General features: G+C 71.0%; 24 protein-coding genes and 1 riboswitch. Of the genes, 13 read left to right on the plus strand and 11 right to left on the minus strand.

Annotation, left to right across the window (positions count from 1 at the left end):
• Positions 1 to 161: 161 nt before the first annotated feature.
• The 3 genes from AAFF41_RS45010 (at position 162) to AAFF41_RS45020 (ending at position 3,076) form a co-directional block, all read left to right on the plus strand.
• Positions 162 to 833, plus strand: coding sequence for a TetR/AcrR family transcriptional regulator (locus AAFF41_RS45010; protein ID WP_054236550.1), 672 nt, complete (start codon positions 162 to 164; stop codon positions 831 to 833).
• A 458-nt stretch (positions 834 to 1,291) separates the two neighbouring features.
• A complete protein-coding gene (locus AAFF41_RS45015) occupies positions 1,292 to 1,972 on the plus strand; it encodes an HAD family hydrolase (RefSeq protein WP_343325887.1) in 681 nt (226 codons plus the stop codon).
• 111 nt (positions 1,973 to 2,083) lie between these two features.
• On the plus strand, positions 2,084 to 3,076 hold the full coding sequence (locus tag AAFF41_RS45020) for a polyprenyl synthetase family protein (protein ID WP_319752318.1): 993 nt from the start codon (positions 2,084 to 2,086) through the stop codon (positions 3,074 to 3,076).
• Here the strand turns inward: AAFF41_RS45020 and AAFF41_RS45025 are convergent.
• Positions 3,063 to 3,410, minus strand: a complete 348-nt coding sequence (locus tag AAFF41_RS45025) for a hypothetical protein (protein WP_343325888.1) — start codon at positions 3,408 to 3,410, stop codon at positions 3,063 to 3,065. The two genes, AAFF41_RS45020 and AAFF41_RS45025, sit on opposite strands and share 14 nt — an antisense overlap.
• Positions 3,407 to 5,092: an aa3-type cytochrome oxidase subunit I gene (gene ctaD, locus AAFF41_RS45030; protein ID WP_319752247.1), complete on the minus strand. Its 1,686-nt coding sequence runs from the start codon at positions 5,090 to 5,092 to the stop codon at positions 3,407 to 3,409. Before ctaD ends, AAFF41_RS45025 begins: the two co-directional genes overlap by 4 nt.
• A 105-nt stretch (positions 5,093 to 5,197) precedes the next feature.
• Between ctaD and AAFF41_RS45035 the strand changes: the two genes are divergently transcribed.
• Entirely contained in the window at positions 5,198 to 5,761 is a 564-nt protein-coding gene (locus AAFF41_RS45035) for an RNA polymerase sigma factor (RefSeq protein ID WP_319752248.1), read from the plus strand.
• Positions 5,754 to 6,740 carry a CU044_5270 family protein gene (locus tag AAFF41_RS45040; RefSeq protein ID WP_343325889.1) on the plus strand — a complete coding sequence of 329 codons (987 nt, stop codon included), beginning with the start codon at positions 5,754 to 5,756 and terminating at the stop codon, positions 6,738 to 6,740. The genes AAFF41_RS45035 and AAFF41_RS45040 overlap by 8 nt, the downstream gene beginning before the upstream one ends.
• Positions 6,741 to 6,855: 115 nt before the next feature.
• Here AAFF41_RS45040 and AAFF41_RS45045 read toward each other — a convergent pair whose 3' ends face one another.
• Positions 6,856 to 7,707 (minus strand): bifunctional 5,10-methylenetetrahydrofolate dehydrogenase/5,10-methenyltetrahydrofolate cyclohydrolase, encoded by an 852-nt coding sequence (locus AAFF41_RS45045; RefSeq protein WP_319752250.1) that lies wholly within the window; start codon positions 7,705 to 7,707, stop codon positions 6,856 to 6,858.
• Positions 7,708 to 7,730: 23 nt separating this feature from the next.
• Positions 7,731 to 7,817: riboswitch (ZMP/ZTP riboswitch) on the minus strand.
• Between the two features lie 17 nt (positions 7,818 to 7,834).
• On the minus strand, positions 7,835 to 8,779 hold the full coding sequence (locus tag AAFF41_RS45050) for a hypothetical protein (RefSeq protein WP_343325890.1): 945 nt from the start codon (positions 8,777 to 8,779) through the stop codon (positions 7,835 to 7,837).
• A 59-nt stretch (positions 8,780 to 8,838) separates the two neighbouring features.
• On the opposite strand from AAFF41_RS45050, the gene AAFF41_RS45055 reads away from it, so the two are divergent.
• Positions 8,839 to 9,483: a MarR family winged helix-turn-helix transcriptional regulator gene (locus AAFF41_RS45055; protein ID WP_343325891.1), complete on the plus strand. Its 645-nt coding sequence runs from the start codon at positions 8,839 to 8,841 to the stop codon at positions 9,481 to 9,483.
• A gap of 24 nt (positions 9,484 to 9,507) precedes the next feature.
• Here AAFF41_RS45055 and AAFF41_RS45060 read toward each other — a convergent pair whose 3' ends face one another.
• Entirely contained in the window at positions 9,508 to 9,873 is a 366-nt protein-coding gene (locus AAFF41_RS45060) for a nuclear transport factor 2 family protein (RefSeq protein ID WP_319752254.1), read from the minus strand.
• A 172-nt stretch (positions 9,874 to 10,045) separates the two neighbouring features.
• Here AAFF41_RS45060 and AAFF41_RS45065 point away from each other — a divergent pair, with 172 nt between their 5' ends.
• On the plus strand, positions 10,046 to 10,336 hold the full coding sequence (locus tag AAFF41_RS45065; RefSeq protein ID WP_054236541.1) for a hypothetical protein: 291 nt from the start codon (positions 10,046 to 10,048) through the stop codon (positions 10,334 to 10,336).
• Positions 10,337 to 10,468: 132 nt separating this feature from the next.
• On the opposite strand, the gene AAFF41_RS45070 is transcribed toward AAFF41_RS45065, so the two are convergent.
• Positions 10,469 to 12,223, minus strand: a complete 1,755-nt coding sequence (locus AAFF41_RS45070) for an ABC transporter ATP-binding protein (RefSeq protein WP_319752255.1) — start codon at positions 12,221 to 12,223, stop codon at positions 10,469 to 10,471.
• A gap of 808 nt (positions 12,224 to 13,031) precedes the next feature.
• Here AAFF41_RS45070 and chvE point away from each other — a divergent pair.
• Positions 13,032 to 14,120, plus strand: a complete 1,089-nt coding sequence (gene chvE, locus AAFF41_RS45075) for a multiple monosaccharide ABC transporter substrate-binding protein (RefSeq protein ID WP_319752256.1) — start codon at positions 13,032 to 13,034, stop codon at positions 14,118 to 14,120.
• Positions 14,121 to 14,211: 91 nt separating this feature from the next.
• Here chvE and AAFF41_RS45080 read toward each other — a convergent pair whose 3' ends face one another.
• Positions 14,212 to 16,989, minus strand: coding sequence for an alpha/beta hydrolase (locus AAFF41_RS45080; protein WP_343325892.1), 2,778 nt, complete (start codon positions 16,987 to 16,989; stop codon positions 14,212 to 14,214).
• A 175-nt stretch (positions 16,990 to 17,164) separates the two neighbouring features.
• Here AAFF41_RS45080 and AAFF41_RS45085 point away from each other — a divergent pair, with 175 nt between their 5' ends.
• Positions 17,165 to 17,311, plus strand: a complete 147-nt coding sequence (locus tag AAFF41_RS45085) for a hypothetical protein (RefSeq protein WP_319752258.1) — start codon at positions 17,165 to 17,167, stop codon at positions 17,309 to 17,311.
• 42 nt (positions 17,312 to 17,353) lie between these two features.
• Here AAFF41_RS45085 and AAFF41_RS45090 read toward each other — a convergent pair whose 3' ends face one another.
• The 3 genes from AAFF41_RS45090 to AAFF41_RS45100 all read right to left on the minus strand — a co-directional run bounded on the left by AAFF41_RS45090 (position 17,354) and on the right by AAFF41_RS45100 (position 20,842).
• A complete protein-coding gene (locus AAFF41_RS45090) occupies positions 17,354 to 19,267 on the minus strand; it encodes an SMI1/KNR4 family protein (RefSeq protein ID WP_343325893.1) in 1,914 nt (637 codons plus the stop codon).
• Between the two features lie 154 nt (positions 19,268 to 19,421).
• A complete protein-coding gene (locus tag AAFF41_RS45095; RefSeq protein ID WP_319752260.1) occupies positions 19,422 to 19,658 on the minus strand; it encodes a hypothetical protein in 237 nt (78 codons plus the stop codon).
• Positions 19,659 to 19,702: 44 nt separating this feature from the next.
• A complete protein-coding gene (locus AAFF41_RS45100; RefSeq protein ID WP_319752319.1) occupies positions 19,703 to 20,842 on the minus strand; it encodes an inorganic phosphate transporter in 1,140 nt (379 codons plus the stop codon).
• An 851-nt stretch (positions 20,843 to 21,693) separates the two neighbouring features.
• On the opposite strand from AAFF41_RS45100, the gene AAFF41_RS45105 reads away from it, so the two are divergent.
• The 4 genes from AAFF41_RS45105 (at position 21,694) to AAFF41_RS45120 (ending at position 24,936) form a co-directional block, all read left to right on the plus strand.
• Positions 21,694 to 22,152: a glycosyltransferase gene (locus AAFF41_RS45105; protein WP_343325894.1), complete on the plus strand. Its 459-nt coding sequence runs from the start codon at positions 21,694 to 21,696 to the stop codon at positions 22,150 to 22,152.
• Between the two features lie 31 nt (positions 22,153 to 22,183).
• Positions 22,184 to 23,269, plus strand: coding sequence for an S-(hydroxymethyl)mycothiol dehydrogenase (locus AAFF41_RS45110; protein WP_343325895.1), 1,086 nt, complete (start codon positions 22,184 to 22,186; stop codon positions 23,267 to 23,269).
• Positions 23,269 to 23,898 (plus strand): MBL fold metallo-hydrolase, encoded by a 630-nt coding sequence (locus AAFF41_RS45115; RefSeq protein ID WP_319752264.1) that lies wholly within the window; start codon positions 23,269 to 23,271, stop codon positions 23,896 to 23,898. The genes AAFF41_RS45110 and AAFF41_RS45115 overlap by 1 nt, the downstream gene beginning before the upstream one ends.
• A 123-nt stretch (positions 23,899 to 24,021) precedes the next feature.
• Positions 24,022 to 24,936 carry an SDR family oxidoreductase gene (locus tag AAFF41_RS45120; RefSeq protein ID WP_319752265.1) on the plus strand — a complete coding sequence of 305 codons (915 nt, stop codon included), beginning with the start codon at positions 24,022 to 24,024 and terminating at the stop codon, positions 24,934 to 24,936.
• A 2-nt stretch (positions 24,937 to 24,938) separates the two neighbouring features.
• On the opposite strand, the gene AAFF41_RS45125 is transcribed toward AAFF41_RS45120, so the two are convergent.
• Positions 24,939 to 25,475: a hypothetical protein gene (locus AAFF41_RS45125; RefSeq protein WP_319752266.1), complete on the minus strand. Its 537-nt coding sequence runs from the start codon at positions 25,473 to 25,475 to the stop codon at positions 24,939 to 24,941.
• Positions 25,476 to 25,480 lie beyond the last annotated feature (5 nt).

Below are 25,480 nucleotides of genomic sequence, written 5' to 3' on the forward strand. Positions count from 1 at the left end.
TGTCTAGGCGGGGGGTGCGGGTACCGAAAAGTCTGAACACGACAGCGTTCAGAGTGGACTTACTGGAAAGTAAGGAAGGGTCGCCCCTCTCCACAAGGGTCCGTGCACGACAAAATCATCGGAGGGACGAACGGTTCGTCCCTCCGGCGAGGGAGGAACGCGTGGCGGGCAGGATCAAACAGCCGACCGGCCGTTACGGAGGCAGGACCGCCGCGGAACGGCAGGCCGAGCGACGCTCGCGCTTCCTGGACGCCGCGCTCCAACTCTTCGGTGACAGCCCGGGGTTCAGATCCACGACCATCGCGGCGCTGAGCGAGGCGGCGGGCTTGTCCACGCGTCAGTTCTACGAGGAGTTCCGCACCCTCGAGGACGTGCTGGCCGCCCTCCACCTCCAGGTCAACGACTGGGCCGAGCAGGCGGCTCTGGCCGCCCTCGCCGACGCCCAGGACCTGCCGCTCGCCGAGCGCGCCACCGCGATCTTCCGCGCCTACGCCGCGAACGTGACGGCGGACCCGCGCCGCATCCGCATCACCTTCGTCGAGATCATCGGCGTCAGTCCGCGCCTGGAGGAGCAGCGGCTCGCCCGCCGGGCGCGCTGGGTCGACTTCATCTGCGCCGAGGCGACCGCGGCCGCCGACCGCGGCGAGGCGGTGCCCCGCGACTACCGGATCGCCGCCACCGCCTTCATCGGCAGCGTCAACGGCCTCCTGCACGACTGGCGCGCCGGCTGGGTGGCGGCCACGCTCGACGAGGTGGTCGAGGAACTGGTCCGTCAGCTGCTGGGGATCCTGCGACCGGCGGGGTGGAACCCGCACGGCCCCGGAACCCCGTGACGTGACCTCACCGTTGGTGCCGTGCCGTGCCGTGCCGTGCCGTGCCGTGCCGGCCGCCGGTCGGGGTGTCCTCGAACCCGGTGGCGGATCCCGGGGGATCCGCCACCGGGTTCGGGACCCGCGCGCCGCTCCCCGTCCCCACGGGTTCGGCGCAGTGGGGCCGCCTTCGCGCGAGGATGCCCCTGCCGGCAGCCCACGACCGGGGGAAGCCGTGGGCCTGCGCGGCCCGAGGGCCCAGAGGTGGAGCTGCGAACACGGTCGCTCCCTGGGCACCGCCCATCCTGTCCGACCGGGATCCGCCGCGTCGTCGTGCGCGTGCCGAACATCGCGCTACTCGGAATGCAGGAGATGAGCTCAGCCATGTCCTCCGGAGGCAGGACGGACGCGGGGGAGGGACCCCCTTACGGTCGTCGACCGCGGGCGGGACCTGCTCGGGGGCCTGATGGCATGATCAGGGCGTGATCGGTGAACGCGCTCGGCCCGGAGCCAAGAGGTATGTCCTGTTCGATGTCGATGGCACGTTGATCGATGCCGTGGACAACCAGCGCCGGGTGTGGAGGGTGTGGGCCGAGCGCTACGGACTCGACCCCGACGAGGTCCACCAAGTGGCCTTGCGGACGAGGCCGATGGAGACCTTCGCGCAGGTCGTTCCGGACCGTGACCCGCAGGAGTGCCTGGCCGTGCTGCACGAACTCGAGGACGAGGACGTCCGGTCCGGCGTGTACGCGGCCTTCGACGGAGCGTCCGAGCTGCTGGACGCTCTGCCGCCGGAGGCCTGGGCGCTGGTGACGTCGAACTACGAGCACCGGGTGCGCGGCCGCTTCGCCCGCACCGGCCTGCCGGTCCCGAGGATCATCGTGGATGCCGCCTCCGTCGAGGAAGGCAAACCCTCGCCCGCCCCTTATCTCCTGGCCGCCAAGCGGCTCGGTGCCCGGCCGCAGGACTGTCTGGTCATCGAGGACGCACCCTCCGGCGTGCAGTCCGGACTGCGTGCCGGGATGACGGTGTGGGGGGTCAACGCACCCGCCGCGGCGGACGGGGTGCACCGTCACTTCGGGAGCCTGCGCGAAGCGGTCCGCGACATCCTCGCCGTCACACCCTGGTCCCACGCCGCGACCACACCCTCGCCGAACCAATGAGGAACTAGCGCAAAAGCCGTGGCTGAAAGTCGCTCTGGTTGCCCTTCAGTTGGAGTGATCGAATCGGTGCTCGATTCGATCTCGGTGGTGAGGGGTCTCCACGTGCGTTCCATGTCCTACTTGGATCTTCATCGTCGGTTCTCGATGGACATCGACGCGGAGATGCAGGCCACGCTGGAAAGACTCGCCCCTCAGGCCGACGCGGTGCGGGCCGCGGTCGCGGAACTCGTACGGAACCGGGAGTTCACCCATCCGCTCTCGGTACTGCCGCTGATCGTGCATGCCGTGGAGACGGGCGCGCCCGAACCGGCCGTGCCGCTGGCCGTCGTGCATGAGTTGTGGTGGATCTCGGCGTGCCATCTCGACGACCTGGCCGACGGACAGGTCGCACACCTCGGGGGAGACCTCGGCGGGGCTGAGGCGCTGCTCGCCGCGTTCGTCGGCGGGACTCCACTCCCGCTGCTCGTCGTCCAGTCGCAGGCAGTCCCGGAATCGGTGCGCGGCGCCCTGTCGGCCGAGATCGTGAAGTGCTCGATCCTCGCGGTCGAAGGCCAGTTGAGTGATCTGCGCGGAGATGCGGCGACGGCCACGCGCGACTCGGTCGTCACGGCCTACCGAGGGAAGTCCGGCGCCCCCTTCAGCATGGTCACCGCAATGGCCGCCGAATTGGCGGGTGTCGAGAAGGCGAGAGTGGAGCTCTGGCGCGATTTCGGCGATGTGTTCGGCATCCTGTGGCAGATTTCCAACGATCAGGAAGACGTCCTGTCCGGCCGCAACGAGGACCTTCTGAACGGCACGGTGACCTATCTCCTGGCATGTGCCCTCGATACGTCCGCGTCCCGCTCCACGGTGCGCATCCTGCGGCTGCACGCAGACGCGAGAACTTCCCGTGACGCCCGAGCGGAGCTCGTCGACACCCTTCTGGCACCGGTCGTTCTTGGTCGCTACGAGGACGACATCAACGAGTTCCGCGGTGAAGCGCACCGTATGCTGGACGAACTGGGTGGCGACGAGCCCTACTTGTCGGTGATGCGGAATCTGGTGGACGAATCGTCCAGGATGCTTCTGCGCGCCGACCTCGCGCGCGAGGTCACCGTCGGCTGACCGAGACGAAGGCCACCAGCGCGAGAGCGGCACCGAGGAGGTACACGGCGCACAGGCGCCGACGCAGTGCGCGGTACCTCGCCTCGTACTCGGCGCACAGTTCCCGGCCGCGCCGTGCCGTCCGTTCCCAGGAGCAGCGGGTGAGGGCCAGGTAGGTGTCCGTGAAGCGTTCTTCCACCTCTTCGCGTTGGGTGTCCGTCAGGCAGGCCAGGGAATGGGTGAAACGAGCCGCTTCCGCCCGTCCCTCGGCCTTGGTTGCCTCGATGAGCAGATGGCCCTCCAGTTCGTCGATGAGAGCCCGCGGGGTCGGCGGTCGATCGTCCATGGTCGTCATCGCAGCTCCTTCAGGGGCGACTCCAGAGGTACGGCCGCGGCCGTGATCTCCGGGTGGTGCAGGTCGAAGGCGGGGGACTCGCTGCGGATGCGCGGCAGGGTGAGGAAGTTGTGGCGCGGCGGGGGACAGGAGGTCGCCCACTCCAGCGAGCGGCCGTAGCCCCACGGGTCGTCGACCTGGACCTTCTCGCCGTACTTGGCGGTCTTCCAGACGTTGTAGAAGAACGGCAGGAGGGAACTGCCGAGGAGGAAGGAGAAGATGGTGGAGACGGTGTTGAGGGTGGTCAGGCCCTCCACCGCCAGATAGTCGGGGATACGGCGCTGCATTCCGTTCGCACCCAGCCAGTGCTGCACCAGGAACGTGCCGTGGAAGCCCACGAACAGCGTCCAGAAGGTGATCTTCCCGAGGCGCTCGTCGAGCATCTTGCCGGTGAACTTCGGCCACCAGAAGTGGAATCCGGAGAACATCGCGAACACGACCGTACCGAAGATCACGTAGTGGAAGTGCGCCACCACGAAATACGAGTCCGAAACCGGAAAGTCCATCGGCGGTGAGGCGAGCATCACACCGGTCAGGCCGCCGAAGACGAAGGTGATCAGAAAGCCGGTCGCCCACAGCATCGGGGTCTCGAAACTCAGCGACCCCTTCCACATCGTTCCGATCCAGTTGAAGAACTTCACGCCTGTCGGTACGGCGATGAGGAACGTCATGAAGGAGAAGAACGGGAGCAGGACGCCACCGGTGACGTACATGTGGTGCGCCCACACGGTCACGGACAGACCGGCGATGGAGATCGTCGCGGCGATCAGGCCCATGTAGCCGAACATCGGCTTGCGGGAGAACACCGGGACGACTTCGGAGATGATGCCGAAGAACGGCAGGGCGATGATGTACACCTCTGGATGGCCGAAGAACCAGAAGAGGTGTTGCCAGAGCAGGGCACCGCCGTTCGCCGCGTCGAAGACGTGGGCACCGAACTTGCGGTCCGCCTCCAGCGCGAACAGGGCGGCGGCCAGCACGGGGAAGGCCAGCAGCACCAGAAGACCCGTGAGCAGCACGTTCCACACGAAGATCGGCATGCGGAACATCGTCATGCCGGGAGCGCGCATGCAGATGATGGTCGTGATGAAGTTGACCGCACCGAGGATCGTGCCGAAGCCGGAGAGCGCCAGACCCATGATCCACATGTCGGCGCCGACACCGGGCGAGCGGACCGCGTCCGACAGCGGGCTGTAGGCGAACCAGCCGAAGTCGGCCGCTCCTTGAGGCGTCAGGAACCCGCCCACGGCGATCAGTGAGCCGAGGAGATAGAGCCAGTACGCCAGCATGTTCAGCCGCGGGAACGCCACGTCGGGCGCGCCGATCTGCAGTGGCATGATCCAGTTCGCGAAACCCGCGAACAACGGCGTCGCGAACATCAGCAGCATGATCGTGCCGTGCATCGTGAACGCCTGGTTGAACTGCTCGTTGGACATGATCTGAAGCCCCGGCCGGGCGAGTTCGGCGCGCATCAGCAGCGCCATCACCCCGCCGACGCAGAAGAAGCCGAACGCCGTGACCAGATACAGCGTCCCGATCGTCTTGTGATCCGTGGTGGTCAGCCACTTCACCGCGGCGAGTCCAGGACGCCGCGCACGCGCGGGAAAGGCTGCGGGCGGCGTCGTCACTGTGGTGCTTTCCATGCCCCGCCTGTGTCCGCCGCCGGGGCCGCCGTCACACTTGAACGAAGCGACGAGCGTCACACCCGCACCGGTGACGATCGCGCACCTGCCGGACACCTACGGATCATGAGCAACGACGAGACCTTCGCCGCTGCCTATCGCGAGCACTACTGGGCGGTCAGCCGCTACGTGGCGAGGCGACTGGACGGCCGGAGCAGTGATGTCGAGGAGGTGGTGGCGGAGGTCTTCACCGTCGCCTGGCGGCGCCGGTCCGACCTCCCGCCGTCCCCGCTTCCCTGGCTGTACGGGGTGGCACGCCACTGCCTGGCCAACGCCGTACGCGGCTACGGGCGCCGCCGCAGGCTCCTCGACCGGATCGGCAACGACGAGAGCGCGCACGGCAGACAGGTCGTCGACAGTCCCGACGCCGCGTCGCCGGGCGACTGGGTGCACGAGGCGCTGGCCCGGCTCTCCCCGGCCGACCAGGAGGTACTGCGCCTGACCGCCTGGGAGGAACTCGGCGTCGACGAGGTCGCCGTCGCCCTCGGCTGTGGCACCCGCGCCGCGGCCATGCGCCTGCACCGCGCCCGCCGCCGGCTCAGAGCCGAGATCGACCGCATGCACATCACCGTGGCCGGCGGCCCTGATTCGCCCCGCCGCGACACCCCGAAGGAGCACGGCCATGGCTGACGAACTCGACATCCTGCGCCGCGCCAACCCGGTGCCGGCCACCGCCCCCCACTTCCACGACCGCCCCCTCGACCAGCACGCGCAGCGCCGTCTCAACCAACTGCTGCACGGCGAACGGCACCGCACGAGCCCCCGTCCGCTGCGCCGCTGGGTCTGGAGCGTCGGCACCGCGGCCGCCGTCGGTGCCGTCGTCCTGACACTCACGGTGTCGGGATCGACCTCCACCCCGGCCGTAGCCGCACCCCGCCCGCTGATCGTCGAGGCGGGCTCCACCCCCGTACCGCTGGACCGGCTCGCCGACCGAGTGACCGCGTCCGCCGGCTCGCAGCGGCTCGTCCAGGGCACCCACGTACAGACCTGGAGCATGAGCCTGACCTCCGGGCCGGGGGTCCGGCCGCCGATCACCCTCCCCGCGGAACGCGTGGTCCGCTGGAAGGCCGACGGCAGTCATACGGAACTCGTCGTGGCGACCGACCCCCGTCATCCGGGCAGGCCGGTCGTCACCGACGCCGACCCCGTCCCCCGCACGGTCGAGGACGGGCGCGTCCTCAGCCGGCGGACCTACCCGCCGAGCTGGAGCGACGCCCCGCCGGTGGCCCGGCCGCCGCACGACGCCGAGCGGCTGCGCGCCTACCTCGACGAGATCGACCGCATCGAGGCCATGGGTACATCCGAACTTCTCGACGCCGTAGCCGAGTTGCTGGACAACTGGACGCTGGGCGCCCGTGAGGACGCCGCGCTCGTCCGCGTCCTCGCCGACGCGAAGGGGCTGCGCCCGGCCGGAGCGGTCACCGACCGGCTGGGCAGGCAGGGGCAGGCGTACGTGTACGAGGACGCCGCACACTCCGCGCGCCGGATGCTGGTCCTCGACCCGAGGAGCGGCGCCGTACTCGGGATCGAGGACACCGTCACCAAGGACGATCCCGAGTACGGCGTCAAGGCCGGGGACGTGATGTCGTACAGCGCGTGGATGCGTTGAGCGGACCGAAGTCCTGTGAGCGAACCCGAAACGCTGTAGCCGAACCCGAAACGTTTTAGCCGAACCCGAAACGCTGTGGGCGCACCTGAGACGCTGTGGGCGAGGCGCAAACGCTTTACCGGAGGCCGAGTTGGCGCTCGGCCCCGGTCACGGTCTGCTCCAGCAGGACCGCGATCGTCATCGGGCCGACACCACCCGGCACCGGCGTGATCAACCGGGCGCGCTCGCGGGCGGTGTCGAAGTCGACGTCGCCGACGTTTCCGGGGTTGTAGCCCGCGTCGATCACGACGGCTCCCGGTTTGATGTCCTCACCGCGGATCAGCCGTGGCCGGCCCACGGCGGCCACCACGATGTCCGCCTCGCGGACGACCGACGAGAGACCGGTCGTCCGCGAGTGGCAGTACGTCACCGTCGCGTCGCGGCCGAGCAGCAGCATCCCGACCGGCTTGCCGAGGATCGCGCTGCGCCCCACCACGACGGCGCGCCGACCCGCCGGGTCGACGTCGTACTCGTCGAGGAGCCGCATGATGCCGCCGGGGGTGCAGGACACGAAGCCCGGCAGCCCGAAGCTCATCGCCGAGTACGAGCTGAGCGTCACCCCGTCGACGTCCTTCTCCGGCGCGATGGCCTCGAACGCCGCCCGTTCGTCGATGTGCGGTCCGACGGGGTGCTGGAGCAGGATGCCGTGCACGGTCGGGTCTCCCGACAGCGCCTTCAGCGTGTCGACCAGCTCGGCGGTGGTGGTGCCGGCGGGCAGGGCGACGTGCCGGGACTCGATGCCGGCCTTGCGGCTGCGGTTCTGCTTCATCCGGACGTAGGTGACCGAGGCGGGATCCTCGCCGACCAGCACCGTCGCGAGACACGGTGCCCTCCCCGTGCGCCCGGTGAGCGCGGCCGCGCGCTTCGCGGTCTCCTCGATGATGCGGCGCGCGAGACCCGCGCCGTCCATGAGCTGGGCTTGGGACATGAGCTACTCCTGAGCGTTGCTGACACAATCGCCCAGGCGCGCGGCAAAGACCCGTTCGTCAGGCCGCTCCCCGGTGGTAATCCACCTCAGCGCCAGTCACGGCCCGCGACCAGGGTAGCTCGTACGATCAGCTGTCCGACTCGGCGGGAGCGGGCGGCGCCGTCGGGTCGACCCCGGCCAGGAAGCCCCTGGCCTGTGCCTCGGTGGTCATGGCGCCGATGGCCCCCGCCCAGCGGGCGATCTCGCGGACCATCGCGACGGCCCCGGCCTCGTCGCCCGCGTCGCGTGTCAGCACCGCCAGGAGCAGCTGCTGCGAGAGGGTGCCGGGGACGGTCCCGGCCCGGGCGCCTAGCTCGGTCGCCCTGCTCCAGCGCTCCCGTGCCCGTGCGTGGTCACCGTGATCGTGGTCGTGATCGCCGAGGTGTCGCAGCGCTTCACGGACGAGCAGGTCGTCACCGGAGTTGTGTGAGCCGCCGGCTTCACCCGTTCCACCTGCCTCACCTGCTTCACCGGCGCACAGCGCGGCTTCGTAGTGGCCGGGCGCGACGTCCCGCTCGGCGAAGAGGTTGTCGGCGACGAGGCCCAGATACATCTCGGCCCAGCCCCGGCGCACGCCGTCCGGGGCCTCGCCGCGCAGCCGCTCGGCGTGCGTGCGGAGGGCGGCGGGCGCGTCCGGATCCCTGCCGTCGGGTCCGACACGGAAGACACCGTCGACGCGCACCTGCCCGAGGTAGCCGTGGCGCAGTCGGAGGAAGTCCAGATCCCAGCGGATGTCGGACTGCGCCTCATCGGCCGGTTTCCCGTCGAGGCTCGCGAGCAGGACCTCGACGAAAAGCCCGGCGGCGGCGAGCCGTGGCTCCGCCAGGGCGGTCCCGCCGAACCAGTCGCTCTCCAGGGCGACTTCGGCGGCGGCCAGGGCGAGGAGGGCACGGGACCTCGGATCGGTCGCCTCGCCCGAGTCGAGCAGGCGCGTAGCGCGCTCCCAGCGACCGCCGATCCTCAACTCCCTTGCAGCAGCGATGAGTTCGTCGAGCGGTACGGCCGTACGAAGGGTACTTGCGGTGTTCGTCATGGCGGGAAAAGTAGTAATCAGAAAAACTATCCACAAGAAAACTATCTACGGAGTGGCGCGTGGAAGATGTGAAGGCGGGAGAGGCGAGGGCGGGAGAGGCGAGGGCGGGAGAGGCGAGGGCGGGAGAGGCGAAGTCCGCGCGGGGGCAGGCGTCGGCGGCGGACTCGGTCGACCGGCACGTCGCGGTCTGGGCGAAGGAGCTCGACTGGATGGACCCGGTCAAGGAGGAGATCTTCGTCCGGCTCGCGATCCTGGCCCGGCACGCGGCACAGGCCCGCCGGGACGTGCTCGACTCCGACGGGCTGCAGCACTGGCAGTTCAAGGTGCTGCTGATGCTGCGCAGACTCGGGCCGCCCTACGCGGCGAGCCCCTCGCAGCTCGCCAACATGCTCGGGCTGACCCGTGGCGCCCTGTCGGCGCGGCTGGGTCCGCTGGAGGAGGAGGGACTGATCGCCCGTACCCACCACACGACCGACCGGCGTCGCGTGGAGGTGCGGATCACCGACGCCGGATACGCCGCGTTCGAACAGCACGCGGTGTCGGAGGACCGGGGTGAGAACGCGCTGCTCGCAGTACTGACCCCAGCAGAGAAGCGGACGCTCGCAGACCTGCTGCGGAAACTGGTCGTGGCAGCCGAGGCCGCTGCGAGCGCGAGCGACCCATCTCGGCCCTCACCGAGAAGGTCCAGGTCACGCGAGAGTTGATCTGGACCTTCGGCCAGTTCCTTCCTACTCGTCCCATGCCTGGAGCAGTGTGTGTTCGACGATCTTGCCGTCCCGCAGCGAGATCATCGAGCTGGCGAGTACCCGCACGCCGTCCGGGTACTGGCAGGACTCGGTGAACGCGACGTGGTCGCCCTGGACGACACACTCTTCCAACTTGTGGGTCATGTCGCGGCTGTAGACGTCGTTGAGCATTTCGGCGATCTCGCCGCGACCGTGTTTGATCATCGGGTGACTTGGCTGGGTGTTGCGGTCGACGATGGTCAATTCCGCGTCGTCCGCGTAGAGCGACAGGAGATCCGCCGCATTGTGTCCTTCTATGCCCCGGCGTAGCGCTTCGGTGTCGAAGGCGGGGCCTGCCATGGTGCCCATGTCGACCTCCTTGGAAGGCCGCGATCCGCTGAGGAAGGGACCGCGAAGGGCCTCTCTACCGAGCCTCCTCCGCCCCCTGGCTCACGGCAAGCCCAGCCGGCGCGATGCGCCTCTCGGGTGAGGACCGGGGGACGGCCGTGACCGCGCGCCGTCCGGGACCGTTTCTGCAAGCATGATCTCAACACGACGTATGGTCGCCGCCGTTGGTCTCGCCGTCGGCGTCACGGGTCTCGCCGCGCCGATGGCGTCCGCGGCCGAGGCCCCGGACGCGGGGAAGCTGAACCCGATCACCCAGCTCGACGCGCTCGCCGTCAGCGACATCCCCGCGGAGCACCAGGCCGACATCCCGCGAATCTCCGAGCAACTGGGCGGACTCAACCGCCTGAACGACCTCAACCAGTTGCACCAGGTCACCGACCTGGTCGCCCCCGTCACCGGACTCCTCCCGGGCCTCCAGGCCTAGGCCCGGTCCTTCGGATCGGGTGTTGGCCTGCCCGCCCGCGTCTGCCCCGGCACCCCGTGCCGGGGCAGACACAGGTGTCACGGGTCGAGTGAAGGAAACTTCGTACGGAGAACGCGCGACGATCCGCTCTCCTCAGCCCGCCGTCGCGAGGAACTGGGTCGCGGCCAGCTCCGCGTAGAGCGGGTCCCCGGCCACCAGTTCCCGGTGGGTGCCCACGGCGCGTACGCGGCCCGCGTCCATGACGACGATGCGGTCGGCCATCGTCACGGTGGACAGCCGGTGCGCGACCACCAGGACCGTGGTCGTGCGGGCCACATCGGCGACCGTGTCGCGCAGCGCGGCCTCGTTCACCGCGTCGAGCTGCGAGGTCGCCTCGTCCAGGAGCAGCAGCCGGGGGTGGCGCAGCAGCGCGCGGGCGATCGCGACCCGCTGGCGTTCGCCGCCGGACAGCTTGGTTCCGCGGTGCCCGACGAGCGTGTCCAGGCCGCGCGGCAGCCGGGCGACCAGCCCGTCGAGCCGGGTCGTCTTCAGCACACGTGTGACATCGGCGTCGTCGGCCTCCGGGTTGCCCAGCAGCAGGTTGTCACGCAGGGAGCCGGACAGGACCGGGGCGTCCTGCTCCACGTACCCGATGGCCGACCGGAGCCGGGGCAGGTCCCACTGCTCCAGGGGAAGGCCGTCGACCGTGATGACGCCCGCCTCGGGGTCGTAGAACCGCTCGATCAGCGAGAACACGGTGGTCTTGCCGGCGCCGGAGGGGCCGACGAAGGCGGTCATGCCGCGGGCCGGGACGGAGAAGGTCACGCCGTGATGGACGTAGGGCAGGTCGTCGGCGTACCGGAAGCGGACGTCGTCGAAGGCGAGCGCGGCCGGCGCGGCGCCGGGGGTCGGCAGCGGCGCGGGCAGCGCGTCCGGTTCGGCGGGCAGTCGCAGCGCCTCCTGGATGCGGGCGAGCGCGGCGGCGCCGGTCTGGTACTGGGTGATCGCGCCCACGACCTGCTGGATCGGCGACATCAGATAGAAGACGTAGAGGAGGAAGGCGACCAGCGTGCCGACTTGGATGGCGCCGGTCGCGACCCGTGCGCCGCCCACCGCGAGGACCGTGATGAAGGCGATCTGCATCGCGAGACCGGCCGTGTTGCCCGCTGCGGCCGACCACTTGGCGGCCCGTACGCTCTGCCGCCAGGACTCCTCGGCCGCCGCGTGGATGGTCTGCTCCTCCCGGTGCTCGGCACCCGACGCCTTGACCGTGCGCAGCGCGCCCAGGATCCGCTCCAGCGAGGCGCCCATCACGCCCACGGCGTCCTGGGCCTGCTTGCTGGCCCGGTTGATGCGCGGCACGATCACGCCGAGCACCGTGCCCGCGCACAGGATCACCCCCAGGGTGACGCCGAGCAGCACCACGTCGACCAGGCCCATCATCACCACCGTCGCCACCAGGGTGAGGCCGCCGGTGCCGATGCCCACCAGTGAATCGGTGGTGACCTCGCGCAGCAGCGTGGTGTCGGAGGTGATGCGGGCCATCAGGTCGCCCGGTTCGCTGCGGTCCACGGCCGGTATCCGCAGCCGCAGCAGATACGAGGACAGGGCGCGCCGCGCGCCGAGCACCACCGACTCGGCGGTGCGTCGCAGTACGTACGAACCCAGCGCCCCCACCGCGGCGTTGGTGACCACCAGCGCCGCCATGCCGACGAGCGCCCGCCCGATGGGCCGGTCGTGCGACAGGTCGTCGATGAGCCCCCGCGCCACCAGTGGCAGCACCAGACCGGTGGCGCCGGTCGTCAGTGCCAGCAACGCGCCCGCCAGCAGCGCCCATCGATGCGGTCGTACGTACCCGAGGAGCAGCCGCCAGGCGGGCGGTCCGGCGTGCGGCTCTGCGATGCTCACGGTGCTCCTAGCGGGAGTTCGGTGCGGAGCATTCAGGCTACGTCGGCGCGGCCTCCGGAGGGGAACGGGCCCACCCGGTGTCAGAGACGGCCTCGCCTGCCTCACCAGTGACGCAGTCCTGTGGGGGAGGCCACGCTCGAGCCTTCAGGGAGCGAATCTACAACACCCTTCCGGAGCCCTTACCGGTCCTTCCCCGTTGACACCCCGCGCCCGCCCTCCTAGGGTCACGCCTACGTTCCGAACGTGTGACGACATTTCGAACGGTTGAAAGGCAACTGCCCTGTGCATCACCGGAGTGGGAACACGTGTGGACGTAACCCCGCGGCGCGGCCCGACGTACGTTCAGGTGCACGCCGGCGGAGGGGTCACGCGAGTCGGCAGGACCCGGATGTCTGGGCCACGGCGCGTCGATCGGCGAGCCGCGAGGCGCCGAGGCTCATGAGGCCCAACTCCACAATGGTGCCCGGAACCTGACCGTCGGTCATCTCGCCAGGGAATACTGGTGGCTCACTCCCGTGGAGATGCGCACCAAAGACCCCGACGACCTCGGTGGTTGCGTGCGGATCTGCAAGGTCACCGAGCCGATCCGCCGCGGCGCACCGCTTCACCTCACGTTCGGGTTGTTCAGGGCGCCCGGGATCCACCCGTACGGCACCCGTACGCGGGGATCCCATTCCGGCTGCGGCACGGCACCGACTCGCGCTCGACCTGCTCGTCGGCCGCCCGACTCGCTCCACCCTCGCCTCTTCGCAGACATCTGACACGCCGTCATCTTTCTCAACGACGAGAAGAACAAGGAACGATCACCATGCGCAATCGCAGAGCCGCCCTCGCCGCCATCGCCGGAACTGCCTCCGTCGCCCTCACCATGTCCGCCTGCGGCGGCCAGAGCAGCACGGGCAGCTCCAAGGGCGGCACGATCGGCATCGCCATGCCGACCCAGGCCTCCGAGCGCTGGATCACCGACGGCAAGAGCGTTGTCAAGGACCTGCAGGCCAATGGGTACAAGACCAAGCTGGTCTACGGCGAGAACGACCCGGCAACCCAGGTCTCGCAGATCGAGAACCTGATCACGCAGGGCGTCAACGCACTGATCATCGCGGCCATCGACAACAAGTCGCTGAACAAGGTGCTCCAGCAGGCCGCCGACGCGAACATCCCGGTGATCTCCTACGACCGGCTCATCCTCGGCACCAAGAACGTGACCTACTACGCCTCCTTCGACAACGAGCAGGTCGGCCGGCTCCAGGCCCGCTTCATCATCGACAAGCTCGGCCTGGAGCACGGCAAGGGTCCGTTCAACATCGAGCTGTTCGCCGGCTCCAGCGACGACAACAACACCAAGTACTTCTTCAGCGGCGCCTTGCACCTTCTGCAGCCGTTCCTGGACAGCAAGCAACTCGTCGTCCGGTCCGGCGAGACCGCGCTCAACCAGGTCACCACCCTGCGCTGGGACGGTGCCACCGCGCAGAAGCGGATGAACAACATCCTCGCCACTTCGTACAGGACGAAGACGGTGGACGCGGTCCTGTCGCCGTACGACGGCATATCCATCGGCGTCCTGGCGGCGCTGAGGTCGGACGACTACGGCTCCCTCAGCAAGCCCCTCCCGGTCATCACGGGGCAGGACGCCGAATTGGCCTCGGTCAAGTCGATCATCGCGGGTCAGCAGGCGCAGACCGTCTACAAGGACAGCCGACTGCTCGCCGATGTCGCCGCGAACATGGTCGACGACGTGCTCAACAAGAGGAAGCCTCAGCTCAACGACACCAGGACCTATGACAACGGCGCCAAGGTCGTGCCCGCCTACCTGCTGCAGCCCATCAGCGTCGACAAGACCAACTACGACAGTGTTCTGGTCGCGGGTGGCTACTACACCGACGCCGAGCTCAAGTAGCCGAACGGCCATGGCCTGTCGCGCCGCCCAGCGCACGCAGGACCGCAGGGGGCATGGACCAACGCTGTCCATGCCCCCTGCGCAGGGCGGTTCACGGTGCGTCCACCACCGTGCCCGTCAGCACGGGACGGCCGGGAAGCGGTTCGGCGTTGTCGTCGGTCAGCGCGAGGCGTAGCGACTCGGCCGGCTCGGCCAGTTGGTCCGTCACCGTCGGCACGGTGAAATCGGCGGTGGTGTTCCCGGCCGGGATGTCCGTCCCCACCCACAGGTTCGCCCGGGAGAGCGCGCGCTCCGGGTCGGGGAGCTCACCTGCGCGGTCCATCAGCCACCGCGGGTCCACGTCCTTGGTGGACAGCTCGGCGCCCTCGGTGACCGCAAGCACCCGCATCGGCTGCAGGATGTCCACCTCGGCGGGCTCGGAGAGCGAGAGCCGCCACGTCAGTGTCCCTCCCTCGGTCACCCGGTCCGTGACCGGCGTCAGGGTGACCGCGGGCGCGGGGTCGTCGTTCACCGCGGTGACCCCGCCCCGGTACGAGCCGATGACGGCGCCGCGCACGGCCTTCGCGACGACGTCGTACTGCTCGTCGTAGCCGAAACGTGTGTCGCCGTTCACCTTCACGGGCACGTCGATGGGGGAGCTGCCCGGCCGTACCGTGACCAGCTTGTCCTTGGCCTGTCCGGTGTCCGCGTCGAGGACGGAGAAGCGGACCTTGCCGCTGCCGTGCCCGGAGACCCGGACCGGGATGTGGTAGGTGAGGGTGCCCGAGTCGCCCTCCTTGACGGTGAGTCGGCCGATGTCGACGCGCGGCAGCGTCGCGGCCCTGGCCGCCGGGGTACCGGGCGCCCAGCCCCAGGCATCCATCAGCCAGGCCTGTCCGGACGGCGAACGCGGGGTCAGTTCAAGGGACTTGACGTGCCTCAGGTCGAGGCCGGCGCGGGTGGCCGCGGTGAGCGGGACGCGCAGCTCGCGCGCCCAGTAGGAGGCGGTGCGGTCGGTGCCCGGCAGCCCGTCGACCTGGACCTGGCCGAGCTCGGCCCGGCGGCCGTTGGAGTCGGTGACGGCCACGACCAGCTCGGTGCCGGTCGTGTTCGGCGGCACGAACACGCGCAGCGCAAGGCTCTTGGCGCCCGAAAGGGACACCGGAGCGGCGGGACGGACCTTTGTCGGCGCGCCCGGCGCCGACCACTTCAGCGCGACCGCGCCGCGGCCGGCCTCCTTCTCCGTCCACCACCGCGCGAAGTGCGGCGACCTCCCCGCGGCGTCGGGGTCGAGGCATGCCACGGCCGGGTCGGGGTCGAGCGCCGAGCACAGCCTGCCGCCGGTCACCTTCACCGGGGCGTCGGGCAGGAAGCCGCCCGTGCGGCGGGCGCCCACCGCGTGGGTCAGCACGCGGGCCGGGTCGGCCGAGGGGGCGCGCCGGCCCGAGCCGTCGAGCAGCGGGCGCACCCGGTCGTCGTCGGCGACGAACAGTCGTGCCGCGGCGGCGATGTAGGTGGCGCCGGCCTGGTGCTGCTGGTCGGCGGTCAGCCGGGTGCGGGCGCCCGTGGAGCACACCGGGTCGGGCCGCTGTTCCGGGTCGTCCCAGAAGTCGTCGAAGGAGGGGGCCTCGGACTTGCCCGGCGTCCACTCGGTGTTGAAGAAGTTGTGGTCGGCGCCGACCACATAGACGGCGCTGTGCAGGGCGGTGCCCCGGCCGACCCCGCGCGTCCCGTCGACGTACACCTCGCCCTGGAGGTCGGAGACGTCGCCGTCGCAGCCGGGGAGGATCGTCGTGGACGGTACGTCGGCCACCGGATTCTGGCCGAAGATCGTCGGTCCGATGAGCACGGTCCCGCGGATCTTCCAGCGCACCGGTCCTCGGTAGCCGTCCTGCGCGGCGGGCGGCGGGTAGAGGCTGTCCATGGCGGCCCGGTTGACACCCTCGCCGCCGCGCGAGTGGCCGACGAGCAGCACGCGGGACAGGTCGGCCTTCGCCGCGTCGGGCACGGCCGCCGGGGCGGTGCTCGGATGGGCGGCCCAGCCGGCCCACTGGGCGAGGTGCTGTCGCACCAGCGAGGAGCGCGCCTGCGCACCGCCGTCCTCGACGTCCCCGTCCTGGCCGTTGATGCCGTTCGCCGAGATCGACACCGTCACATAGCCCTGCGAGGCCAGCAGCTTCTGGTCCTTCAGGTAGCCCCTGTGGCTCGGGATCGGCTGGGTGCCGGCCGAGCAGGGCCACTCAAGGGTCACGTCGTCCTCGGTCCCGCCCGGCTTGAAGCAGGTGGCGTGGCGGCCGTGGAGGAACAGGGCGAGCGGTCGCCTGCCGGTGGCGCCGGTGGGCGCGACGACGACGGCCTGCATCTCGACCGGCCGGGCGAGGCCGGGGAGCCTCACCGGGTCGAGGTGGTACTCGCCGGTGACCGTGCGGTACCCGCCCGGTCGGCCCGGGTCCACGGAGTTCGCCGGGAGTGGGGCCGGGGGCTGCGCGACGGTCAGGGAGTTCTTCGGTCTCTCGCCGGTGTTGTCGGCAGGCGCGTCCAACCGGCGCCCGGCCGCCAGGACTTGAAGATCCTTGAGCGGGGCGGCTCCGTGGAGGGCGAGTCGGAACGTGTGGCCGTCCTCGGCCGCCTTCGGGAGGCCGAGCAGTCGGCCGGCCGCGTGGAACTCGACACGGGCGTCGCCCACGGGCACGGCCCTGTCCGACCGCCAGACCAGCTCACGCGCGACACCCTTCCCGGTGACGCGCCAGCCCGGCGGCAGTGCGCTGCCCGCCCTCCGCGTCAACGGCTCCACCTTGGGCGGATGTTGGGCCTGGGCCAGTCCCGGTGAGCCCGCCAGGGCCGCGAGAACGGCCACGGCGGTGACCGCTGTGCGCCGGGTACGGTTCAAGGATCCCCCTCCTCACACTTCGAGCGCGGGCGCCCCGTCGATACCGGGAGCCCCTCGCGCCTCGAAGGAAGGGAAACGGGACCTGTGGGTTGCCCGTGCCAGGGAGGTGTGCCCGCGCAGGACAAGAATCGAGTCACGGGAACGCCCCGCGCGGACGCCGGAAATGGCCCCCTCCATGGGCCGAACTCCCCCTGTCCGCACGGCCCTCGTCGGCACCGCCCACCGCGCCCGCATCCTGGGCACCGCCCGGGGCGCCGGCGAGTCCCTCACCGCCGCCCCTGCCCACCGCTTCAACCCTGGCCGCGTGCGAACCGTCCCGTGACCTCGCGGACCGGCATCCTGCCTCGGCCGCCTGCGTATGGCATCAGGGCCACGCGCGGACCACGCCCCACGTCGCATAGCCCTCGCCGGGGCCCGGCGGCCGGTTCCAGGGCCGGGTCCGGAAGCTGTGGAGACGTCCGCGACCGAGGGCGAACCGGGGCAGCCGGACGCCGAACTCGACGGCAAGGGCCTCCAGGGCACGGCGCTCGCCCAGCCGCTCGGCGTGCGCGTCGTCCCGCGGAAAGAGACGGTCCGGGTCCAGTGCGGCCGGCACGGACCCCCGTCTGCTGACCGAGGTGGCCCGAACGGTGAACGCGTACCGCTCCTCGCCGTCCTCCGTGACGGACAGGTGGAAGACACCGGGACGGTGGGTGCGGCTCGGCTCGCTCCACACCGTCACCGCACGGGTGCCCCGGGAAGCGGCGACGCCCGGGGAGACGAACCACCGCTCGTCGAACCTCCCGGCCGGCGCCGCCTCAAAGGCGAAGCTCCAGCCGGGGCCCGCCCGGCCGACGGCGGCCAGCGCCTCGTCCTCCCACGTCACGGTGCCGGTGCCGGGGAAACGCGTGCGCGAGTCCCACAAGGTCGTCGGCGCGTTCAGCACGGCGTCGCCGGGGGCGCCGATACGGCTGGGCAGCTCGGCCGGCTCCACCGACTGCACGAGGACGAAGCGGTACGACGTCAGGAAGTTGCCGCGATCTCCTTCCGCGAGCCACGCCAGGCCCGGCGGATCCCGGTCGGCCGCGGGAGCCGGTGTGTCGCCCCGCTGTCCTGCCCGGGGTGTGGCCAGCAGTTCCCGGCCCCGCTCCGGGGTGATCAAGGGGCCGAGGAGCGGGTCGGCGCACAGGCCGACCGGCGCGAGGTGCTCGGGGCCGACCGGCCGCCACTCGGGCAGCGCGGCGTGCAGAATGCGCCAGGCCGCGTCCCCATCGCCCCAGCGCGCCAGCTCCCGCGCCTCCTCCACGGCACGGCCGAAGGAGCCTTCGGCGGTGTAGCGGAAGGTGCCGTCCCCCACCTGCCGCAGGATCTCGCCCGCAGCCTCGCGCACCTCGACGGAGGCGCCCCCCACGTGGCGGGAGGACGACGGGCGCTCCTGGTGATGCCACACGTCCTCGGCCGCCAGCACGGCCAGAAACTCCGGCGCGTACAGCGGGTCGGCCGTGAGCCCGTCGAAAGACACCAGGTACGTCTCTCCGAGCAACCGGCGGATCTGGTCGCGCAGCCCTGTCGCCCGAGGCCTGCCGTACGCGATCGCCTCCGCCAGCGACGCCGAGGCCCGCTCGTACCTCCCGCCCAGCGCGTCCAGCCGCGCGGCCTCGACGGACGCGTCCAGGGCCCTCGTCGTCGCGTTGACGAACTCCGCCCCCGCACTCTTCGAGCAGCTGACCTGCAGGCTGTGAAACTCGCGGTACATCGCCTCCATGAACGCGCCGAACGACGCGTACCGTTCCGGAGGACTCGCGCGCCACGACGCGTAGCAGTACACCGCCCACTCACCGGCGTCGTCCACGTCCCCCGGGTCCAGCAACACGTAGACCGCGTCCGACTCCACGTCCAGCTGCAACGCCCGCTCCCACATCCCGGCGAGCAACACGTCCTCGGGCGTGAGGTCGTCGTCCGGATCCCCGGGAAAGTACTCGGCCAGGCCCGCCGCGTCCTCGTGCCGGCGCACCGCGTCGGTACCGGCGAGCAGCCAGACGAAGCCGCCCGCGTGCCGCCAGCCGTCGCTCACCGCCAGAAACGTCCGGTACGAGGGCGGCAGCCGGTGCCCGAGCCGCTCCTCCAGGGCGCGGATGCGCTCCTCGGACGCGGGCGGGAACCCCAGCCAGCGCGTACGCAGAGGCTCCTCGTCCCCCACGTGACGCTCGCTCGCTGGTGCGTCGGGGTCCTGTGCGTCTGCCCATTCCTGGCTCCAGCGCACCAGGAACGACCGCCACCCGTCCATGAGGTCCGTCATGCCGGCGATCCTGCCGGCCACCACTGACAACGCCCCGGCCGTCTCGGGCACTTCGGGTCCGCAGGCCAGGCCTCGGGCCTGTAGGGGTGGACGACCCGGTCCGGCACGTCGGGTGCCCCGGGCACGACGGACGGTGCCTCGGGCACGGCGTATGTCAGCCGCCGATGATCAGGGTGAGCCCGTAGACGGCGACCGCCAGGCACGCGCCGAAGCACAGCAGCGCTGCCGCGGTGGCCGTCAGGTTGGCGCCGCGGGCGTGTTCTCCGCCGTGGCCTCCGCCGTCGCCACGGGGCCGGGCGGCGACACCGAGGGAGAACAGTACGACCGTGAGCAGCGTGATCCCGAGGCTCACACCGAACACACCACCGAGGGCGGCCCAGTGGATGTCCATCGCCGCGCCTCCTTTCGCTGCCGGACGGGACGGTCGGCCGGCACTTACGCCGCAGGCTCTGCCACGGGCTCGGCCGACCGGGTGGGCAGTTCGTTGACGTTGTCCGGAGTCACGGGCCGGTGGCGCGACAGGGCCCAGAACCCGGCCGCCGCCGCGGCCGCGACGGCGGCCACCAGGGCCACGCCCGCGGTGCCGTGGCCGGCGGTCCAGGCCGCCGCGCCGCCGACGGCCGCCGCCGCGGGCAGCGTGAGCAGCCAGGACAGTGCGATGCGCCCGGCCACGCCCCACCGCACCTGGGCCAACCTGCGGCCCAGGCCCGCGCCCAGGATGCTGCCGGTGCACACCTGCGTGGTCGACAAGGGGAATCCCAGGTGGGACGAGGCGAGAATCACGGCCGTCGCGCTGGTCTCGGCCGCGAAGCCCTGCGGCGCCTCGATGTCGGTGAGCCCCTTGCCCATGGTGCGGATGATGCGCCACCCGCCCGTGTACGTGCCGAGCGCGATCGCCATTCCGGAGATGAGTACCACCCACCAGGGCGGCGCGGAGTCATGGGCGAGCGCCCCGGTCGAGATGAGGGCCAGAGTGATGACCCCCATGGTCTTCTGCGCGTCGTTGGTGCCGTGGGCCAGCGCCACCAGCGACGCCGAACCGACCTGCCCCCGACGGAATCCCCGCCGCGCCTGGTCGGGCGCCGTCCGCCGGGTGATGACGTACGCGAAGTAGGTCGCCAGCAGGGCCACGACACAGGCGATGAGCGGCGAGACGACGGCGGGGATCAGGATCTTCTCGATGATCGCCCCGAACTGCACCGCGGATCCGCCGGCGCCCACCCACACCGCGCCGATCAGCCCGCCGAACAGCGCGTGCGACGAACTCGACGGCAGCCCGGCGAGCCAGGTCAGCAGGTTCCACAGGAGAGCGCCGACCAGCCCGGCGAAGATCATCACCAGGGAGACCTTGGCGTCGTCCACGATGCCGCCCGAGATGGTCTTGGCGACCTCCGTGGACAGGAACGCGCCCGCCAGATTCAGCGCTCCCGCGACGGCCACGGCCACGCGCGGTCTCAGGGCCCCGGTGGCGATCGACGTCGCCATCGAGTTGGCTGTGTCGTGGAACCCGTTGGTGAAGTCGAAGGCCAGGGCCGTCAGGACGACCACGACGAGGAGGAACGAGACCGTACCCACGGGGGGACCTCCGAAGAACAGGACGGCCCCCACGTCCGCGGTGCCGTCCCCCGCCCGGACGTCTTCCACGCTAGGCGGCTCCTCCCGGGCCCGCGACCGGGGGCCCGCGCCCGGGGGCCCGCGACCGGGTCACGCCTCACGTCGGCCCCGGCGCCGCTCGCGCGATCGCCGACGGCCGGTCGCCGGGCGAAGCGTCGCCCCCTTCTCGATCAGCGCGAGTTCGGCCGCCACGCCGTGCGCCCGGCGCCGCCCTGCCCGAGCTCCAGGGCAAGGCCGCGACGAGGTGGGGCCGCCGGCCCTGGACGCCGTGGCTTCACGGCGACCAGGCGTAGCTCCACGTGTCCCACCCGTCCCCGCCGCGCGCGGCGACCGGCGGCCTCGCGGTTGTCCGTGAGGGGTCGGCCGGCGCGGTGCTCGCCATCGGCGCGACCCTCGACCCGCTCAGGAGCACAGTGTGAGCCCCCCGGGTCGCGGGGTCCGCTGTCCCGCCAACGCGGCGGGCCCCTGCGTCCCACCGTCCACCACCTCGACCACTTCACCACCCCCGAACTGGCCGCCCGCTATGAACGGGCCGTCGTCGAGCCGTACGCACACCTCTCGCGTCTCGCGGTCCGTCGCGGACGAACTCCGCGCGCGCTGGGGCCTCGACCCCGCCGTCATCCCCAACGGAGGGGCGTAGGAACGGTTCGCGACCACCGATCCCGCGGCCCGCGCCGCCTGGCGCGCCCGCCTCGGCCCGTACGTCCTGACCGTCGGCGGGTTCGAACCGGGCAAGGGCTCCCTCGACCTCATCGAGGTGTACGCCCTGCCGCGCGCCGCGCGCCCCGATGCGCGGCTGGTGATCGCGGGCGGTGAGACCCGCTTCGACTACCGCGACTGACCCGCTTCGACCACCGCGACCACCGGGCGAGGGGGAGGCCCGGGCCTTCGGACTCGGCGTCGAGCCGGTCGTCCTCGGCGCCGTACCGGAGTCCGATCTGTCGTCGCTCGTGGCCGCGGCCGACGTCTTCGCGTTCCCCTTCCTCAAGGAGGGCTTCGGACTCGCCGTGATGGAGGCGCTCGCCGCGGGCGTCCCGCTGGTCGTCCGTGATCTGCTCGTCCTGCGTGAGGTCTTCGGGCCCGCCGCCCGCTTCGCGGACACGCCGGAGACCTTCACCACCGCGCTCGGCCACGCCCTCGCCTCGGACGATCCGGTACGCGCCGCCGTTGGCCGGGAGTCGGCCGCCCCCGGCACCGGGACCGGGGCGGCCGCACGCCACCTGGCGTTCTACCGGTCGGTTACCGGTGGGTCACACCGTAGGGTCGGTTGACGAACGTCGATCTACGGAAGGGTTCACCACCATGGCGCAGGAAGTACGTGGCGTGATCGCCCCGGGCAAGAACGAACCGGTGCGCGTCGAGACCATCGTCGTGCCGGATCCGGGGCCGGGAGAGGCCGTGGTGAAGATTCAGGCGTGCGGGGTCTGCCACACCGACCTGCACTACAAGCAGGGCGGCATCAACGACGACTTCCCCTTCCTGCTCGGCCACGAGGCGGCCGGGATCGTGGAGTCGGTCGGCGACGGCGTCACGGACGTGGCTCCCGGCGACTTCGTCGTCCTCAACTGGCGTGCGGTGTGCGGGCAGTGCCGGGCCTGTCTGCGCGGGCGGCCCTGGTACTGCTTCAACACGCACAACGCCAAGCAGAAGATGACGCTCAAGGACGGCACCGAACTGTCCCCGGCCCTGGGCATCGGCGCCTTCGCGGACAAGACCCTGGTCGCCGCCGGACAGTGCACCAAGGTCGACCCCGCGGTCTCCCCGGCGGTCGCCGGTCTGCTCGGCTGCGGGGTGATGGCGGGCATCGGCGCCGCCCTCAACACCGGCAACGTCGGCCGCGGGGACTCCGTCGCCGTCATCGGCTGCGGTGGCGTCGGCAACGCCGCGATCGCCGGCGCCCGGCTGGCCGGCGCCGCGAAGATCATCGCCGTCGACATCGACGACCGGAAGCTCGCCACCGCCTCGAAGCTCGGCGCGACCCACACCGTCAACTCCGCCTCGACCGACCCCGTCGAGGCGATCCAGGGAGTCACCGGCGGCTTCGGGGCCGACGTCGTCATCGACGCGGTCGGCCGCCCGGAGACGTACCGGCAGGCCTTCTACGCCCGCGACCTCGCCGGCACGGTCGTCCTCGTCGGCGTGCCCACCCCCGAGATGAAGCTCGAACTGCCGCTCCTCGACGTCTTCGGACGCGGCGGCGCCCTCAAGTCGTCCTGGTACGGCGACTGCCTGCCCTCCCGCGACTTCCCGATGCTCATCGACCTGCACCTCCAGGGGCGACTTGACCTGGACGCGTTCGTGAGCGAGACGATCGCCCTCGACGAGATCGAGGCCGCCTTCGAGCGGATGCACCACGGTGACGTGCTGCGTTCGGTGGTGGTGCTGTGATGGGCGCCCGGGTCGAACACCTCGTCACCTCGGGCACGTTCTCGCTCGACGGCGGCACCTGGGACGTCGAGAACAACGTGTGGATCGTCGGCGACGACCACGAGGTGATCGTCATCGACGCCGCGCACGACGCCGACGCCATCGCCGCGGCGGTGGGCGACCGGCGGCTGCTGGCCATCGTGTGCACCCACGCGCACAACGACCACATCGACGCCGCGCCCGCCCTCGCCGAGCGCACGGGCGCCACGATCTGGCTCCACCCCGACGATCTGCAGCTGTGGAAGCAGACCCACCCCGACCGGCTCCCCGACGCCTGGCTGCAGGACGGGCAGGTGATCGAGGCGGCCGGCGCGGACCTGACCGTCCTGCACACGCCCGGCCACGCCCCGGGCGCGGTCTGCCTCTACGACCCGGGTCTGGGCACCGTCTTCACCGGTGACACGCTCTTCCAGGGCGGGCCCGGAGCCACCGGGCGCTCCTTCTCCCACTTCCCGACGATCGTCGAGTCGATCCGCGAGCGCCTGCTCACCCTCCCGGCCGACACGGTCGTCCGCACCGGGCACGGGGACTCGACCACGATCGGTGCCGAGGCCCCGCATCTGGAGGAGTGGATCAAGCGCGGTCACTGACCGGGCCGGTCCCGTCGCGACACACCAGCGAATCACGACAGGAGATGTCCGGCTTCCGAGGGACTCTCGTGGGGACGCACGGGCGAAGGCAGCCCGTGACCGCCACGAGCACGGAGGTCGGACATGCCAGGGCCGTTGGACGGCAGGGTCGCGCTGGTCGCGGGAGCGACCCGAGGAGCGGGCCGGGGAATCGCGGTGGAGCTCGGCGCGGCAGGCGCCACCGTCTACGTCACCGGACGCAGCACGCGCGAACGGCGCTCCGAGTACGACCGCCCCGAGACGATCGAGGACACGGCGGACCTGGTCACCGAGGCCGGAGGCGCCGGCATCGCGGTGCCCACCGACCATCTGGTCCCCGCCGAGGTCGAGGCCCTGGTCGCCCGCATCGCGGACGAACACGGCCGCCTCGACCTCCTCGTCAACGACGTCTGGGGCGGCGAGAAGGACTTCGCGTGGGACACCCCGCTCTGGGAGACCGACCTCGACCAGGGCCTACGGCTGCTGCGCCGGGCCGTCGAGACGCACGCGATCACCAGCCACCACGCACTGCCCCTGCTGCTGCGCACCCCCGGCGGCCTCGTCGTCGAGATGACCGACGGCACCGCCGAGTACAACCGGGACACCTACCGCGTCTCCTTCTTCTACGACCTCGCCAAGGCGTCCGTCCTGCGCATGGCGTTCTCCCTCGGCCACGAACTCGGCCCGCGCGGCGCCACCGCCCTCGCGCTCACCCCCGGCTGGCTGCGCTCGGAGATGATGCTCGACACCTTCGCTGTCAGCGAGGAGAACTGGCGGGACGCCCTGGAGCGCGTCCCGCACTTCGCCATCTCCGAGACGCCCTTCTACGTCGGCCGTGCCGTGGCCGCGCTGGCCGCCGACCCGGACGTCGCACGCTGGAACGGACGCTCGCTCTCCAGCGGGCAGTTGGCCAAGGAGTACGGCTTCACCGACCGCGACGGCAGCAGGCCGGATGCCTGGCGTTATCTCGTCGAGGTCCAGGACGCGGGCAGACCGGCGGATGCGACGGGGTACCGGTGAGCTCAGGTGGGACGCACCGGCGACAGCGGCCAGCGCGCGGAGTGGCCCGGGGGCAGCGCCAGATCGTCCCGCACGGCCGCGTAGTAGCCCTCGCGTCCGGCGCGCTGTCGCTCCAACAGGGTCTGCCATGCCTGTGGGTCACGTGTCCCGTCGCGCAGGAACTGCTCCATCTCCATCACCCCGACCACCCACGCCCGGGCTCGCTCCACCACCTCCGGACTGCCGAGGAGGATCAGCGTCTCCCCGGACGGATCCCGTGCGAGGGTGGCCTCGGCCAGCAGCGGCTCGGCCTCCTCCGGGGACAAGGGATGCGGGTGCGGGTCGTTGCCCAGGTGTGACGCCACCCGGTAGGTCAGAGTGACGCTCTTCTTGAGCGATCGCGCGTAGTCGGCGTACACCGCGAGCCGCCGTTCCTCCCATCGGGCCGTCTGCTCCCGACGGAAGCGGGCCCGATCGCCTCGCACGATCGCCAGATACGAGCCGAGCGCACCGATGACCACGCCGATCAGTGCCGGAAGTTGTTGTATGAACGCGGACATGGGCG

The sequence above is a fragment of the Streptomyces mirabilis genome, from assembly GCF_039503195.1.
GTDB lineage: Bacteria > Actinomycetota > Actinomycetes > Streptomycetales > Streptomycetaceae > Streptomyces > Streptomyces mirabilis_D.